Consider the following 15764-nt stretch of genomic DNA (forward strand, 5'->3'; position numbering starts at 1 on the left):
ATGTGGCGGGCCGTGAGCCCGCGGGCGAGAGAGCCCTTAATATCGGTCACGATGAAAATCTCGGATCTTGTTTGAGGTGCATGTGATCAGTGGCTGTGCGCGTGATTCAAAGAATTTAAGCCAGCGAGTGCCTCAAGAATTTTACGTGCTGTGCGGTGTTGCTCGGGGTTGTTTGTGGTCAAGATCTATCGTGAGATAGCTCATCTCAGGCATGCGCAGTGGCGCAGAGTGGGAGAATGAACTTATGGAACTTGGATTCATCAGACACGGTCAGACTCGCTGGAACCTCGAAGGACGCTTGCAGGGAAGTAGCGATATCGAGCTGAATGACACCGGGCGGGCGCAAGCCAGCGACGCGGTGCAGATCCTTGGCTCCGCACGCTGGGACGTCATTGTTTCCTCTCCACTAAGCCGCGCACGTGAAACCGCGCAGATCATCGCCGACGGGCTCGGCCTAGAAGTTGGCCCAGCCTATGATCTGCTCATCGAGCGTGATTACGGCGAAGGCGAAGGGGTTTTGGAAACTGAGGCCGCACAACGCTGGCCGGGTAAAATCGGTGGTGGCATCGAATCTTTGGAATCGGTGGTTGACCGCGGGTTGCGCGCCATCGAACAGATCGCTTCCGATTACCCGGGTAAAAACGTTGCAGTAGTCTGTCACGGCACGATTATTCGGTACACGCTCTCGCACTTCGCCGGTTACCAGCTGGACACTATCCGCAACGGGTCGGTAGCGATCCTAGAATATGAAATCGATGGTTGGGAACTAAAACTGGTCAACGACCAGATGCCACAACCGCCTGTCAAAACCCAGTAGTTAGTCGCGTTCTACGGTGCGCTGTACCGCCCGAGCAATACCCGAGTCAGATTGCTGACTTTTAATGTTAGACAGCCATGATCCCAGCCGTAGGTATGCGTCGGAACGTATCGAAACTGGTGAAAGAAACACGTCATGCAGTGCGTTGGGTAGTCGAACCAAATGCAGTTCGCGGCCTAGATTAATGCTTCGTTGCGCGACCACCTGCACGTTCAATGCCACATCGGAGCGGCTAGCGGCGTCATTCCAGCGCGGCAGCAGATAGTCTTTGGCGCTAAGCATGACCAGCACCGGTTGCTTCAGATCCAGGCCCTTCTTGACCTTTGCCTGGGCAGCGAATACCGCGGAGATGAACCCGGTGTGCAAGGGAAAACCGTTGGCCGGACGCCAAGCTAAGTTGTAATCCCATTCGCCTTCAAAACGGTTGGATACCGTGCGGGTGTAAAACCCCGGGTCGATGCCCGGGAGGTTTCGGTAGGGGTTGCGATGGCTGGTTGCTTTCAGGATTTTTGCTAATGCGGTGCGTCCCAGCTCCGAGGCCTGAAATTCCAGCCACGGACTATTAAGCGCCAACGCATCAACCTTGGTGGGATTCGCCGCCGCGTAGAGTGATGCGCTGAGTCCTCCGGTGGAATGGCCGAGCATCACAAACCGTGTGCCCGGATGAGCGCTGGAGATAATTCGGTGCGCCGCATCAAATTCTTCGAAATAATCTTCCAGGTTAGTGATGAACCCCGGCACGCTGGAGGCGCTGAGGTTGCGCCCGTAATGACGCAGATCTAACGCATAGAAGTCGGCTCCGGCCTCGGTGAGGAACTGCGCTAACTCGGTCTGGAAAAAGTAGTCAGACCAGCCGTGCACATATAGGATCGCTAACCCACGCAAGGGTGGGGCAAAGCGTAACCGGCGACCAACCGGACGGTGACGGATCAATGTCGCGGTGGAACCGTCCGTGAGGGGTAGCTTGCGACTGGCATAATCTGCGCCCAGTACATCGGCGCCCCAAAGCTCCTCGGTGGGGGAACGAAATTGGAAGGCCATAAAGATATCCTAACCGCGCACGAAAAACGGCATCCCCCGGATGGGCTGGTTACCATCCGATGAATGCCGCAGTTCGTGGCAGTGCGCATTAAGTTGTTGAGTTTAGGCGCGGACCGCCGAGTTACTGTCCTGGACTAGCTGGCAATTTCGTAGGCCGGTGCTGGGGTGTCCAGGTAACGCTGGTAGGTGTTGGACGTCAAGAAGGTGGGGAAGTCATCGCGCAGGGCGCAAGCTTCGAAGATTTCTACCGCTTGTTCGAAGCGGTCCCCTTCAAAACGCTCGATCTTCTCGATGGTTTCATCGGTCAGCTCGTGCATCCAGGCCCGGGTGATGACCTCACCGGTGTCGGTGATTGCCGACTGGTGGATCCACTGCCACAACTGGGAACGGGAGATTTCCGCGGTAGCGGCATCTTCCATCAGGTTGCGCAGTGCCACCGCACCGTTGCCGCGCAGCCACGACTCAACGTAGCGGATGGCGATCTCGATGTTCTCGCGGATACCGCGTTCGGTGATTCGACCTTCCAGGCCCTCCACGTTCAGCAGTTCCTTGGCCGAAACTTCCACATCCTCACGGGTGCGGGAGATCTGGTGTGGATTTGCACCCAATACCCGGTCATAGACCTCACGAGCTACCGGAACCAGATCCGGGTGTGCCACCCATGAACCGTCAAAGCCGTCGTTGGCTTCGCGGGCCTTGTCCTCGGACACCTTTTCGAAGGCGATCTGGTTGATTGAAGCATCCTTACGGCTTGGCACGAAAGCGCTCATTCCGCCGATTGCGGTAGCCCCACGGCGGTGGCAGGCACGGACCAACTGTTCGGTGTAAGCCCGCATGAACGGGCTGGTCATGGTCACCAGCTCGCGGTCTGGGAAGACGAAGCGCGGACCGCGGGAACGGAAGTTCTTGATGATCGAGAAGATGTAGTCCCAGCGTCCTGCGTTCAGTCCGGCCGAGTGCTCACGCAGCTCGTAGAGGATTTCCTCCATCTCAAATGCGGCGGTGATGGTCTCGATGAGTACCGTGGCACGAATGGTGCCGCGCTCGATACCCAACAGTTCCTGAGCCAGCACAAACACGTCGTTCCACAACCGTGCTTCGAGGTGATTTTCCAACTTCGGCAGGTAGTAGTACGCGCCACGGCCCGAATCGATCAGACGCTGTGCGTTGTGGAAGAAGTGCAAACCGAAGTCTACAAATGCGCCGGCAATTGGCTTGCCGTTGATCAGCAGGTGCTTCTCTGGCAGATGCAGGCCACGCGGGCGAACCACGATGGTTGGCAGATCGCTCAGCTCGTAGCTGTTCAGCTTGTATTCCCGGCCATCAGGGTCGGTGAAATCAAGTTCCCCATCCAATACCCGCAACAGGTTGACCTGATTCTTGATCACGTTCTGCCAGGTAGGGGAGCAAGCATCTTCCATATCTGCCAGCCAGACGTTGGCACCCGAGTTCAAGGCGTTGATTGCCATCTTGCGTTCAATCGGCCCGGTGATTTCTACGCGGCGGTCCTGAAGACCCGGTGCAATAGGCGCAACCTGCCATGACGCATCTTCGCGGATGTGGCGTGTTTCCTCCAAGAACTTCGGGTCATGCCCATTGGCAATGCGAGCCCGGTTCAGCTGACGACGCTGCATTAACTCAACACGGCGGCCCTCAAAAGCCTGGTGCAGGTTGGAAATGAAATCCAACGCCTGTTCGGTGAGGATCTGTTCCTGGTAACGAACTGGGGTAGCGGTGATCTGGATCGAGTTCAGGGAGGTGGGGGTAAACATGATGTTCTTCCTTAAAAGTTTGGGGTCGGTGGGGCCGGCGTCATTGCCGGCCCCACCGTCAGGGCCCCAAGGGGTCCTGATTTAGTGGAACTGTCCTTCTTCGGTGGAACCAACCAAAGCCAGGGTGGAGGCGTTGGGGTTCAACGTGGTGGCGATCTTGTCGAAGTAGCCGGTACCTACCTCGCGCTGGTGCTTGGTTGCGGTGTAGCCGCGGGACTCGGAAGCGAATTCGCGTTCCTGCAATTCGACGTAGGCACTCATGCCCTCTCGGGCGTAGCCCTCGGCCAGGTCAAACATCGAGTGGTTCAGTGCGTGGAAGCCGGCCAGGGTGATGAACTGGAAGCTGAAGCCCATCGCACCGAGTTCCCGCTGGAACTTGGCGATCGTTGCATCGTCCAAGTGCTTCTTCCAATTGAAGGAAGGTGAGCAGTTGTAGGAGAGCATCTGATCAGGGAATTCAGCCTTGACCGACTCAGCGAACTTGCGAGCCAACTCCAGGTCCGGGGTTCCGGTCTCCATCCAGATGAGGTCGGAGTACGGAGCGTAGGCCTTGGCACGGGCAATACATGGTTCGATTCCGTTGCGAACCTTGTAGAAACCTTCGGCGGTGCGCTCGCCGGTGATGAACTGCTGATCTCGTTCATCAACGTCCGAGGTGATCAGGGTGGCTGCCTCGGCGTCGGTGCGGGCGATGACTACCGACGGGGTTCCCGCCACGTCGGCTGCTAGGCGGGCCGCATTCAGCGTGCGAACGTGCTGCTGGGTTGGGATGAGCACCTTGCCACCGAGGTGGCCACACTTCTTCTCGGATGCCAGCTGGTCTTCCCAGTGGACCCCGGAAGCGCCGGCGGTGATCATCGACTTCATCAGCTCGTAAGCGTTGAGTGGTCCACCGAAGCCTGCCTCGGCATCTGCGACGATGGGGACCATCCAGTCCTCAACGCTCTGAATGCCTTCGGAAAATTCGATCTGGTCTGCGCGAAGCAAGGCGTTATTGATGCGGCGGACGACCTGTGGAACCGAGTTGGCCGGGTAGAGCGACTGGTCTGGGTAGGTCTGCCCAGAGAGGTTTGCATCCGCGGCCACCTGCCAACCGGAAAGATAGATGGCTCGAAGTCCGGCCTTGACCTGCTGGACCGCCTGGTTGCCGGTCAGTGCGCCTAGTGCGTTGGTGTAACCACCGGTGGGGGTTTCCTCGGTGAGCTGCTTCCACAGTTTCTCCGAACCACGCTTGGCTAGCGTGTTTTCTTCTTGAACACGACCCTGCAGGTTTACGACATCAGCGGCACTGTAATCACGGGTGACACCGTTCCAGCGTGGGTTGTTCTCCCAGTCGTTCTCGATAGTTGCGATGCGGTTGTCAATTGAATTCTGCTCAGTCATTGTGCTGGCCCCTTCGCCCACATGTTGGTGTTCGTCCGTATTCATTCGAATGCGGTGAACTTCTTCGTGACATTGACTATTCCGCAGATGCAAGGGGTGCAATAGGGGTCTTTAGAGGAAAGATTTGCAGTTCTTTGACAAAGCTCAAAAATATTAAGTTCTTCGCATAAATTCGCGTCATTAGGGCAAAACTGCTCAAAAAGTGGAGAGCAGAAAGGAAAGAAGTTAGTTTTTTCAGAAACTGGAGCGTGCTCTGGCTAACTCTTGGGCGCGCTAAAGTGTGGGATGGTGCGTAAATGAGTGGTTTTACCGGTTAGGGCAGATCCAGTGAGACGACTGCCATGAAACCGCGACCAGAGACGGTCGGTTCGGCCGTATCGCCACCGATGACGGTGTCGCGCACTTCCAGCTTTTGTTCTTCGCCGTTGAGTTTCAGAATGCCGTTACCCTGCACCAATACACCTAGCTGGCCATCGAACAGGTACTGATCGCGTTTCTTGGACAGTTCAACGATGCGCACTGTGCCGCGCACGCGTCCAGACTGGGTCGTTAGGTGCAGGACGAGTAATTCCTCAGCGGGCTGGCTGGTTGTCACGGGGTTGGACGTTTCAATTTTAAGTGGGCGCAACGGTTCAAGTCCGTGAATCTGCCCGTCAACATCAAGCTGGAGGAAATCTCCTGCAATGAGGGTTAGCGCCTGTGCAATACCAGAGCCCTGAAAGGAGCCTGCTTTTTCAATTGAACGAATCGAGAGGTTCCAGCTCGCGGAGTCTTGCACGACGGCGGTGAGCTGACCCTCGGTGGTTAGCTCGCCGGCGCATATCTGGCGTACCTGCCCCAGCTCCCATTGTTTTTTGCTGCTCTGGGCTAGTGGGAAGATGGTTCCTGGGGCGAACTGCGCGGCTGCTTCACTCATAATTCGAGTTTACTTGTCCAGAACTGCTAGTAGCTCATCAACCACACCATCAACGCGTTGGGCGGAGCTGATCACCGTCCATTTATGTCTCGCCGCCATCTCTAAATATGCGTTGCGGCTCGCCTCAAGGAATTCCTTGGTTTCGGTATCCTCGCCGCGCTGTTGAATTCGTGAATACGCCGTGTCCGCACCAACATCCAGCACAACCACGTCAGCATCTTTTGCACAGGCGAGAGCTAGCCAGAGGAAGAATCGACCTTGTGGCAGTCCGCGCACCTGGCGAAGCGCAAGCTGGCAGGCTACGTGACGATCCATCACGGTGACTCCGGAGAACAATGAAGCTTTGATCGTATTGCGCGCGACATTAAACAGTCGGAATATTGATTCGATGCCATCCTGGGTGGCGCGTGAAATTTCAAAACGAGAATTGGCGACTCGGTGATTCAACCATTTACGCGCTGCTGGATTCGCCACTCGCTGGGCGAGAACATCTTCTTGCTTCAGTGCGTGGACGAGTGTGGCGACGGCGGTGCTTTTGCCTGAACCATCGATGCCGAGCACAATCAGGGTCCCGCTGAACCGTAAAGCTTTGGGGTGATGAACGGGGCGCTGTGTGATTTCGGTGGTGATAATCGCAGGTCCTTAAGTAGATGTCTTAATCTCTACAACGTTCAAGTACCCGGTGTTGATAGCGAATTGTTGCTGAGAGTTTCACGTGAATCCAAACCTTTAAGTCCTAGGGCGCGAGCTCGATAATTCACAACATGCGGTGGAGGAATTTCTCCAATGTCATCCCTTGGGTTATTGAAGTTTGCCAAGGCGCTGACCTAGTATGAAGATCAGCAGGCCGGCGAGGAAAATTTGATGTCGTGCAGCCTGAGTCAGTGACCGGACCAGAGAATGGATCGACCTTGCGACCTAAATCCCGACTCCTCAGCCTTGGCCTACTAACAGCGGCGCTTTGTCTGAGCACGTCGTGTGTTTCAAGTGATGGGGCCGCGATAAATCCCGGCGCAATTGACAACGGTGTGACTCAACCGCAGACTCTTTCTGAGGTCCAATGGGGCAGTGGGAAGGAAGTCAGCGCACGAGTTGTCGAGCTGGGCGCTGCCACTGAAGTCGCGTTTGAAGATCAATTCACCGTGCAGGATTCAACGGATAACTGGCAAAAGCACTCGAATTTCCTCTCGGGGTTGGGGCTAAGCAGCCAAGGCGAGGTCCTAGGCGAGCTGTCACAGCAGATGAGACCCACACAAGCAGATACCAAATTGAGTGACCATGGTGAAATCGGGCTTGCAAAAAATGGAGAGTTCACTGCATTTGGAAGTACTCGGAAGCTGGTTGAAGGTGATGGTAACCGTACCGTCACCTCCGCGCTTTCCACGGATGATGGTTATCTCTGGGTAGAAAGCCCCAATTATGGATCCGCCTCTAGAACCTGGCGGCTGTTCACCGGCGGCCCAGGGAATCAATCAAAGTTATTGGCGAAGTCAAAAAACGATGATGAATTTGGCAACGATGAGTGGAATGTCGAGGTAGCTGTCCCGGTGGCGGACGATAAGTCCGTATATTGGTCAACTTTGACCACCAAAGCCAACGGGTCAACTTCATCCTCGGTCCTCCAGCATTCGCCATCTGAAGATGACAAAAGCAAGATTTTCGCTGATGATGCCACCAGTCCCGCCGTGCTGGATCAGGGGATCGCGGTTTTAGATTTGGTGACTGAAAATGGCACCGAAAAGAATTCCGAGAAACACGTAGCAAAATCAATTTCGCTTCATACCAAGCAAGCGGATCCTGAAGTTCTACTCACCGGAAGCTCGTTGCTCGATGACACTGTGGCATTTACGGGATTAGTTGGGCAAGGGGAAACTCTGATGGCTCAGCTGGCTGACAAGTTCTTAGTGACTAATCTTCAGAATAAGGATGTTACAGCCGTCGCACTGCCAGCTGATTCACGCGCTGTGGGCTACGCAATCTGCGGACAGCATGCTGCCTGGCAGGTGGTGGACAGCGGAGGCGCGAGTGATGGTTGGCAGTACTTACTGGATCTAGAAACCAATGAACTTTCTAAGGTTGCAAAGGAAGGGCTAACAGGCACGGCCTTCTGCAACGGCGACTACTTTGCCTGGGGCGTGCGCGGAACAGGGTACTCAACAAATGATGCGTACGTTGAAGTCATGAAATGGAAGAAATAATTGGTTGAGTGAAACAGAAGCCAGCTAACGCTGCGATCGGTTTAGAGGAAAGAACAGAAAATCTTTTGACGCGGTTGTTCTTGTCGCACGCAATTATTGTCATTTAGGGCGAATTCCTAGAAAAATTGATTGTTCTTCGCTTAGGCTGTGAATGTGACTGCATCCACATGGAATCGTAATTTCTCCGTTGACATCGAATCCGAGTCTGCTCTGGACCCGGAGCTCGATACGCTTGCGCTTGGCCGACGAATTCGCCACCTGCGCAAAGCAAAGTCGTTGACGTTAGACGATGTCTCGGCGCTAGTGGGAACGGCTCCCAGCCAACTATCACTGATAGAAAATGGCAAGCGGGAACCGAAACTTTCGCTGCTCAAGTCATTGGCCAGAGCATTGCAAGTGGGAGTTGATGATCTTTTGGGATCCGAGCCCCCTACACGACGCGCAGCATTGGAAATTGATCTGGAACGTGCGCAACGAGGCCCGCTCTATGAGGCATTGGGATTACCGAAGGTGCGCGTAGGTACGCGTTTACCCATGGACGTACTCGAATCACTCGTAGGATTACAAAATGAACTAGAACGCCGTCTTGAAGAACAGGCTGCAACTCCGGAAGAAGCGCGGCGTGCAAACACCGCGCTACGCCAAGAGATGCGTCAGCGTAATAACTACTACAAGGAAATTGAGCAAGAAGCCTCGAAGGTGCTTGCGGCAGTGGGCCATGACGCTGGACCGCTATCGCATCACCGTGCAGCTGATATCGCTGAACACCTTGGATTCAGCCTCCGATTTGTTGGTAATCTTCCGCATTCCACCCGCTCGGTGACTGACTTGAAGAACAAGAGAATCTATCTAACACAGGCCAGTCGCTCCGAGCATGACCCACGTTCGGTACTGCTTCAAGCGTTGGGCCACTACATTCTGGGCCACGAAGCCCCCACCAGCTATGCGAACTTTTTGGACCAGCGCGTCGCGACGAACTACTTTGCCGCGGCCTTGATGATGCCTGAGAAATCAACCACCGAGTTCTTGCGGCAGGCGAAGGCCAAAAGAGAAATCGCGATTGAGGATCTGCGCGACGCCTTTGCGGTCTCCTATGAAACTGCAGCTCACCGGTTTACCAACTTGGCAACAGAACATCTGGGAGTAACCTGCCATTTTCAGAAGGTCCACGAATCGGGGATATTGCATAAGGCCTATGAAAACGACCGAGTAAATTTCCCAGCGGATCACACCGGCGCTATCGAAGGGCAGAGCATTTGCCGTTATTGGACAAGTCGCGTGGTCTTTGAACAGATGGATAAATTCCGTTCCTTCGAGCAGTACACCGATACGGTAAATGGCACCTACTGGTGTACTGCGCGTACCGAACGGCACTCTTCGGGGCTGTATTCGCTATCCATCGGGGTTCCTTTTGAGCATGTTAAATGGTTTCGTGGCCGCGACACCAAGGAACGTTGCCAGTCGACGTGTCCAGATGAAAACTGTTGCAGACGCCCGCCGGCGGAGTTATCCAGCGAATGGTTTGGAAACGCATGGCCGTCTACTCGCGCAAATACGCACCTTTTGGCAGCGATGCCCACCGGAGCGTTCCCTGGCGTAGATGAAACCGAGGTTTACCGATTCTTGCAACAACAGCGATAGACAACCTGTGGCGATGAATCAAAGTGACCTGTTCTTGCCCGTGCGTCGTGTGGAGTCGCTGGATCCGGGAGCACCACTTGCGGTGCAATGGCCGTTAGTTTTGCCACCGGTGCGACAACTGCTTCTCGAAGGTCTGGATTTGGGTCGAGTCACCGTGATCGTGGGAGAAAACGGTGTCGGTAAATCTACATTGCTCGAAGCGGTGGCGATCGCCTACGGGATGAACCCGGAAGGTGGTTCTACCGGCGCGATGCACGTGACCCGAGCATCGGAATCTTCCCTCGCGCAAATGCTCAAACTCCAACGTGGTGCGGCTGCCTCGCGAAAGGGGTTCTTTCTTCGTGCAGAAACCATGCATTCCTTCTACACATACTTAGAACAATCGGCGTTGGGCTCTGCGTTGCATGAGCGTAGCCATGGCGAATCTTTCTTGGATCTCGTCGATGAGCGAATAAACCTCAAGGGACTATGGCTTCTGGACGAACCTGAATCAGCTTTGTCTTTAGCGGGATGTACTGCCTTGGTGCGGAAGTTGAGCGGAATAGTAGAGCGAGGCTCTCAGCTAATCATTTCCACTCATTCGCCCATTCTGGCAGCGTTCCCTGGCGCGAAGATCTTAGAAATTGGTTCGTGGGGTATGCGCGAAAGTGAATACGATCGACTTGAACTCATTAGGCAGTGGCGAGAGTTTCTGTCCGACCCACACGACTTTTTGAAGTCTTAGCTAAGCCGGCTACGAATAAACGTGGCGGTGGGCTCGGCTAATGTGGCGCCATCCTGAGTTACCGAACGGCCCGAGTAGGCGACCTTGAATGAATGGTCCCCACCTTCAAACCAGACAATTTGGCTCTCTGCGTTCAGGTTCGAGACCACACGATTGATGATCGCTGGATTGGCGAATGGATCACGGGTTCCCTCAAGAAAAAGCATGGGAATAGTTAGTGGGTAAAGGTGCTCGTCGCGGAGCTTGTCTTCCTTCTTCGGGGCGTGCAGTGGGTAGCCTAAGAAAATCAATGCTTCGGCGGGCATCCCCTCGCTGACAGCAAGGGAAGCCATGCGTCCACCGAAAGATTTTCCTGCGGTAAAAATGGGAAGTCCGGCCGCAAGGTTATCCGCGGCCCACTGGTGGACTTGTTTCCACGCGGCAACGGCAATCGGCGCCTTGTCTGGGAACTTTTTACCGGCGTCCATGTAGGGAAAATTGAAGCGCAACACCGAGACCCTGTGCTGCACTATGGCTGAAGCAAACCCAGTCATAAAGTCGTGATCTTTCCCAGCGCCTGACCCGTGAGCCAAGATGAGAAACGCAAATGCATCATCCGCAACGTCTAGAGATGCGCTTAGGTGGCCGTCTTCCCCTGGGATAAGTATTTCCTGGCTCATAGGATCAAGCGTAGTTCTTTCTGGGGTGTTCAAGGGGTCGGGACTGGTGCCCGTGGCGAACCTACTCCGTGGGAGGATTTTTGAACTCGGTGCTCGTTTCATCGGATCCCTCGACGATAACGGTCAGCTTTTCCACCTGTTCATTTCCATGAGCCTTGCTATTGATCTTGAGCATCATGTTTCCGGATACAAAATTAACGCCCGGAAGTGATTTCGTGTCGTAGGTGTTGTCTTGCCAATTGCCGGGGGCCAAGGTCACTACTAGTTCGCCAAAATCAGGGGATTCTACGGAATCAATGTACGCGTGTGGGTCGGTCGGGATGCAGCTACGATAAGTTGCAAGTTTCTTGATGGTCGCACCGCAAAATGACTCATAAGTATCATTCATCGAATCGAGCCACTGCACATACTTCTCTTCAGCCCAAGCGTCACGATCATTAGGATCGGCACCAGTTCGGGCTCGGGAGTAAGTGCCCGAGTATTTCCCATTCTCGGTAGCAAACGTTACTGATTCTAATTCTGGTGATTGTTCACCGATGCTTTCGAACATCACGAGGCCCATTATTCGAAGTTCATCGGTGGGACGTTCGTAGCTTTGAAGCATTCCGTCTTGGTTGAATCGATAAGAGTTATCAAGGACTATTTCGAGATGCCCCGGTTCTGAACCGCTCCAACTGATCATCAAATTGTTTGGGGGATAGAACCCCTTCACCGACTTGATGCCCGAATTATCCAACCAAGCTTGGATTTTCGAATCAGCCCAGTCCTGTCCGCTTGCCTTTAGCGTGGGCGAAACAGCCGCCGCCTCAACAGATGAAGTAGCTGAAACTGAAGTTGAAGTAGAAGCAACAGGAGCGTGAGTCTCTTTGTCGTTCGGTTCAGATGCCGAGACAATCGCGTCGGGCTGACTTGAGCATCCTGCCAACACTAAAGACACGGCAGCAATGGTAAAAAGAAGACGCGAGCGCATGAAACCTCCGGAGTATTGGTCAATTGTCAGTCTATCGAGGCCTTCCTACAGGACAAGATGCGCGTTTATTGTTCCGTAAAGACATAGAGCTTGGAATTGATAGTGACGATTAAACACAAGCGGGGCTAACGGATCGAAATGATCCGTTAGCCCCGCTTGAGGGAATTTCTTAGCTGCCGAAGTAGTCCATGACCGGTTCGCTTGGTGCGATTTCCGTGGCTGGGACCTGCTTGGCAACCTTTAGCTGTCCTGCCGCGAAGTCGACCTCTACGGTGTCGCCGGCGTTGAGCTCGTCACCGATCAGCAGGTCGGCAATGGCATCTTGGACCTTGCGCTGAACCAGGCGACGCAGTGGACGAGCGCCGAATTCTGGATCGTAGCCTTCCTTTGCCAACCATGAAACAGCAGCATCGGTGACGTGAAGTTTCAGTTCCTGCTCCGCCAGGTGCTTGCCGGTCTCATCAAGAACCAGCTTCACAATCTGCGCAATCTCAGACTCGCTGAGCTTACCGAAGAGTAGTACCTCGTCCAGGCGGTTCAGGAACTCGGGACGCATGAACTCACGCACCTTGCCCATGACCTTGGCCCGAATTTCGGCCTTCTCGCTACTCGCATTGACCGAGGTGAAACCAAAGTTACCGGCCTTGTTCGCGAGGTATTCGCCGCCGAGGTTACTGGTCATCAAGATCAGGGTATTGGAAAAGTCGACGGTGCGTCCGGCAGTATCGGTCAAACGTCCGTCATCCAAGACCTGCAAGAGCACGTTGAATACATCGGGGTGAGCCTTTTCGATTTCATCGAGCAAAATCACCGAGTACGGGTTGCGGCGTACCTTTTCGGTTAGCTGTCCTGGCTCGTCGTGTCCCACATAGCCTGGAGGGGCACCGATGAGCCGCGAGACGGTGTGCTTTTCTCCGTACTCGCTCATATCGATCCGTACTAAGGCATCGGCTGAACCGAACAGGTTATTAGCTAGAGCCTTAGCCAGCTCGGTTTTACCCACGCCGGTCGGGCCGAGGAACAAGAAGGAACCAATAGGACGTTGTGCCGGAGCTAAACCGGTACGACTACGGCGCACCGCACGGGAGACAGCCGCAACTGCGTCGTGCTGACCGATAACCGAGGCATGCAACTGTTCTTCCAAGGAGGCCAACCGGTTCTTGTCATCCCCGTTGATCCGGGAGGTCGGGATTCCGGTGGAGCGAGAGATGACCTCGGAAATTTGGGCTTCATCAACTACACGAGTAATCCCAGAATCACCGGCCTTTTCGGCAGCGGTGATGCGCTCAGTGAGAGCGGCATTATGATCGCGCCATGCACTGGCATCTTCATAACGTTCCTCGCCGATCGCACGGGCCTTTTCACGGTCTGCCTCGACCAGCTCATTGCGTAGTGCCTGTACGTCCTCGGTGCCACCAGCGGCGATAGACCTACGAGCGCCAGCAATATCGAGCAGATCGATTGCCTTATCCGGCAACCGACGGTCGGTCAGGTAGCGCGCCGACAGCGAGACCGCAGCTTTTAATGCCTCAGGGGTGTATTGCACCTGGTGGTGATCTTCATATGATTCTTGCAACCCTTCAAGGATCGCCAGGGCGACTTCCTGAGAAGGTTCTCCCACGGTGACCTTGCCGAAGCGACGTACCAGAGCCGAGTCTTTTTCAACCTTGCGGAATTCATCTAGTGTGGTGGCGCCGATCAGGTGCAGTTCACCGCGAGCTAGACGTGGTTTGAGGATATTAGCTGCATCCATGTTCCCGGATTCTCCGGAACCAGCGCCAACTAGCAGGTGCATTTCATCAATAAAGATGATGGTCTGCCCCTCCGCGTCAGCGACTTCCTCGAGCAGTCCGGTCAAGCGCTGTTCAAAGTCTCCGCGGTAACGCGTTCCAGAGAGCATTCCTGGAAGGTCAATGGAGATCAGTTGAGTTCCGCGGATTTGCTCCGGGACTTCGCCGGCAACAATGGCGCGAGCCAGTCCTTCGGCGATCGCGGTCTTACCCACGCCAGCTTCACCGATAAGTACCGGGTTGTTTTTGGTGCGACGAGCCAAGATCTCAACGACTTGAGCCAATTCGTCATCGCGACCGATGACCGGATCGATTTGCCCGTCAGATGCCAAAGCGGTCAAATCGGTGCCGTAGCGTTCGAGCATTGACACATCTTGTTCTTCGCCAGTCTCAGCTTCGCCGGACTGCGCACGCTGGGCTTGCTCCATGGCTGCCTGTTGCAGGCTTTGGCCAGTGATGCCGTGTTGTGCGAGCAACATACCCACGGGGGAGTCTGGTGAGAAGACGAAGGCCAGGAATAGGTGTTCCGGATCGATATAGGTCGAACCGTAGTTTCGAGCAACCTGATAAGCATCAAAGAGACTGCGCTGCGCAGCGGAGGAGAGACGAGAAGGCTTCTCGGTTGACTCCTCGCGGCGTGGCAGGCGCTGAATTGCGTCCTTGGATAGGGCTTCAAGATCCACACCCATTGCGCTCAGGTGTTGTCCGGCAGGCTCGGTGCGGAGCAGCGCGACAAGTAGGTGCAACGCATCAATTTCTGAATGTCCGTTTTCGTGGGCGAATCCGGCGGCGATGGATACCGCTTCGTGGGTGCGCTGCGAGAGCAGACGAGTGATGTCGATGGGGCGCGCGGCCTGGGCACGTGAGGAGAGGAACCGGGAGAGGAATTCCTCGAACGAGCCGTCTGACGGTGGTCCGAAAAAAGCTGGCAAGATGAGCCTCCTAGTAGAAACTTGAGTGGTCTATGCTCATGTTCAACGTAATACGACAGAATCTATTCCCGCAAAGTGGAGTTAGGCAACTAGAAGAGTGGTAGTTCACAGCTTTTAAGCGTCACGAGGGATCTCGATGAGCCCCAGCCGTGTTGCTGCAATGAGTGCCTGGACTCGGTCACGTACTTCTAATTTCATAAAGATCTTCGCCATATGGGTTTTTACCGTAGCCTCGGAGATATTCAAGCGCCGGCTTGTCTCCGTGTTATTGAACCCCTCGGAGAGAAGTCCAAGGATTTGCATTTCACGATTAGTTAGACCCAGATCATCGATAAGGTCCGCCGTATCTTGGGGCGTTCGTTGAACGTTTCTAACCGCGGTGATTAAATCAGCCGAAACCGACGGTGAGATGGCCGCTGAGCCATTGTGAACGGAATAAACCGCCTTAACAATTTCGCCTGGTTCAGTGTCTTTAACGAGGTAACCGCTGGCGCCCGCAACAAGGACCGGGACTAGGTAGTCGTCCGAGGAAAATGCGGTAATTGCAAGGATTTCTGGGCTGTCCTCTAAAGATTTAATGTTCTTTGTAGCTTCAATGCCATCCATGATTGGCATTTGTAAATCCATGAGTACGACATCTACTTCGTGTGCTTCACAGTAGGTCACCGCTTCTTGCCCATTTTGTACCGAATTAACAGTTACAATTCCCTGATCCGTTGCTAGGATCGTGCTAAGCGCGTGCCGAATAAGAGGCTCATCATCAACGATGAGGACCTTAATCTGTTCCATTGGTTTCCTTTGAATGGGAGGCAGCTCAGGAGTCAACCTGCCTTAAATCGAAGTATATAAGTTCAATAGTTTTGGGGTTTGAAATGAAAGCTTTAAAGATTTTGGCAGTGGCCGCACTTGTAGCGGCGCCTT

Annotated in this window: 13 protein-coding genes; 4 read left to right on the forward strand and 9 right to left on the reverse strand. The window is 54.5% G+C overall.

Annotated elements, in window-relative coordinates:
- The first annotated feature begins 244 nt into the window (after nucleotides 1–244).
- Nucleotides 245–817, forward strand: coding sequence for a histidine phosphatase family protein (locus ACX5K5_RS01640; protein ID WP_459174910.1), 573 nt, complete (start codon nucleotides 245–247; stop codon nucleotides 815–817).
- Here ACX5K5_RS01640 and ACX5K5_RS01645 read toward each other — a convergent pair whose 3' ends face one another.
- From ACX5K5_RS01645 to ACX5K5_RS01665, 5 genes are all read right to left on the reverse strand, one after another.
- The gene (locus ACX5K5_RS01645; protein ID WP_188687271.1) at nucleotides 818–1858 is read right to left on the reverse strand and encodes an alpha/beta hydrolase; all 1041 of its coding nucleotides are present in this window, start codon (nucleotides 1856–1858) and stop codon (nucleotides 818–820) included.
- 134 nt (nucleotides 1859–1992) lie between these two features.
- Nucleotides 1993–3630, reverse strand: a complete 1638-nt coding sequence (gene aceB, locus ACX5K5_RS01650) for a malate synthase A (RefSeq protein WP_188687270.1) — start codon at nucleotides 3628–3630, stop codon at nucleotides 1993–1995.
- 81 nt (nucleotides 3631–3711) lie between these two features.
- Nucleotides 3712–5013: an isocitrate lyase gene (aceA, locus tag ACX5K5_RS01655; RefSeq protein ID WP_096254098.1), complete on the reverse strand. Its 1302-nt coding sequence runs from the start codon at nucleotides 5011–5013 to the stop codon at nucleotides 3712–3714.
- 313 nt (nucleotides 5014–5326) lie between these two features.
- Nucleotides 5327–5929: a HutD family protein gene (locus tag ACX5K5_RS01660; RefSeq protein ID WP_096254088.1), complete on the reverse strand. Its 603-nt coding sequence runs from the start codon at nucleotides 5927–5929 to the stop codon at nucleotides 5327–5329.
- A gap of 9 nt (nucleotides 5930–5938) precedes the next feature.
- On the reverse strand, nucleotides 5939–6490 hold the full coding sequence (locus ACX5K5_RS01665) for an AAA family ATPase (protein ID WP_459174911.1): 552 nt from the start codon (nucleotides 6488–6490) through the stop codon (nucleotides 5939–5941).
- Nucleotides 6491–6957: 467 nt separating this feature from the next.
- On the opposite strand from ACX5K5_RS01665, the gene ACX5K5_RS01670 reads away from it, so the two are divergent.
- The 3 genes from ACX5K5_RS01670 (at nucleotide 6958) to ACX5K5_RS01680 (ending at nucleotide 10492) form a co-directional block, all read left to right on the forward strand.
- Nucleotides 6958–8127, forward strand: a complete 1170-nt coding sequence (locus ACX5K5_RS01670) for a hypothetical protein (RefSeq protein ID WP_459174912.1) — start codon at nucleotides 6958–6960, stop codon at nucleotides 8125–8127.
- A 153-nt stretch (nucleotides 8128–8280) separates the two neighbouring features.
- On the forward strand, nucleotides 8281–9768 hold the full coding sequence (locus tag ACX5K5_RS01675) for a helix-turn-helix transcriptional regulator (RefSeq protein ID WP_382344658.1): 1488 nt from the start codon (nucleotides 8281–8283) through the stop codon (nucleotides 9766–9768).
- A gap of 13 nt (nucleotides 9769–9781) precedes the next feature.
- Entirely contained in the window at nucleotides 9782–10492 is a 711-nt protein-coding gene (locus ACX5K5_RS01680) for an AAA family ATPase (RefSeq protein WP_459174913.1), read from the forward strand.
- On the opposite strand, the gene ACX5K5_RS01685 is transcribed toward ACX5K5_RS01680, so the two are convergent.
- From ACX5K5_RS01685 to ACX5K5_RS01700, 4 genes are all read right to left on the reverse strand, one after another.
- Complete coding sequence (locus tag ACX5K5_RS01685; protein WP_459174914.1) at nucleotides 10489–11151, reverse strand: alpha/beta hydrolase family protein; 663 nt, start codon at nucleotides 11149–11151, stop codon at nucleotides 10489–10491. The genes ACX5K5_RS01680 and ACX5K5_RS01685 overlap by 4 nt on opposite strands.
- A 61-nt stretch (nucleotides 11152–11212) precedes the next feature.
- The gene (locus ACX5K5_RS01690) at nucleotides 11213–12121 is read right to left on the reverse strand and encodes a hypothetical protein (RefSeq protein WP_188687266.1); all 909 of its coding nucleotides are present in this window, start codon (nucleotides 12119–12121) and stop codon (nucleotides 11213–11215) included.
- Between the two features lie 169 nt (nucleotides 12122–12290).
- The gene (locus ACX5K5_RS01695; protein WP_096254551.1) at nucleotides 12291–14843 is read right to left on the reverse strand and encodes an ATP-dependent Clp protease ATP-binding subunit; all 2553 of its coding nucleotides are present in this window, start codon (nucleotides 14841–14843) and stop codon (nucleotides 12291–12293) included.
- 114 nt (nucleotides 14844–14957) lie between these two features.
- On the reverse strand, nucleotides 14958–15632 hold the full coding sequence (locus ACX5K5_RS01700; protein ID WP_443446834.1) for a response regulator: 675 nt from the start codon (nucleotides 15630–15632) through the stop codon (nucleotides 14958–14960).
- Between the last annotated feature and the right edge of the window lie 132 nt (nucleotides 15633–15764).

It is taken from the genome of Glutamicibacter bergerei, assembly GCF_054495185.1.

Bases quoted from the DNA above. Each gene is read 5' to 3' on its own strand.
- ACX5K5_RS01700 (WP_443446834.1), bottom strand. From the start codon at position 15,632: ATGGAACAGATTAAGGTCCTCATCGTTGATGATGAGCCTCTTATTCGG.
- aceA (WP_096254098.1), bottom strand. From the start codon at position 5,013: ATGACTGAGCAGAATTCAATTGACAACCGCATCGCAACTATCGAGAAC.
- ACX5K5_RS01685 (WP_459174914.1), bottom strand. From the start codon at position 11,151: ATGAGCCAGGAAATACTTATCCCAGGGGAAGACGGCCACCTAAGCGCA.
- ACX5K5_RS01680 (WP_459174913.1), top strand. From the start codon at position 9,782: ATGAATCAAAGTGACCTGTTCTTGCCCGTGCGTCGTGTGGAGTCGCTG.
- ACX5K5_RS01690 (WP_188687266.1), bottom strand. From the start codon at position 12,121: ATGCGCTCGCGTCTTCTTTTTACCATTGCTGCCGTGTCTTTAGTGTTG.
- ACX5K5_RS01640 (WP_459174910.1), top strand. From the start codon at position 245: ATGGAACTTGGATTCATCAGACACGGTCAGACTCGCTGGAACCTCGAA.
- ACX5K5_RS01645 (WP_188687271.1), bottom strand. From the start codon at position 1,858: ATGGCCTTCCAATTTCGTTCCCCCACCGAGGAGCTTTGGGGCGCCGAT.
- aceB (WP_188687270.1), bottom strand. From the start codon at position 3,630: ATGTTTACCCCCACCTCCCTGAACTCGATCCAGATCACCGCTACCCCA.
- ACX5K5_RS01660 (WP_096254088.1), bottom strand. From the start codon at position 5,929: ATGAGTGAAGCAGCCGCGCAGTTCGCCCCAGGAACCATCTTCCCACTA.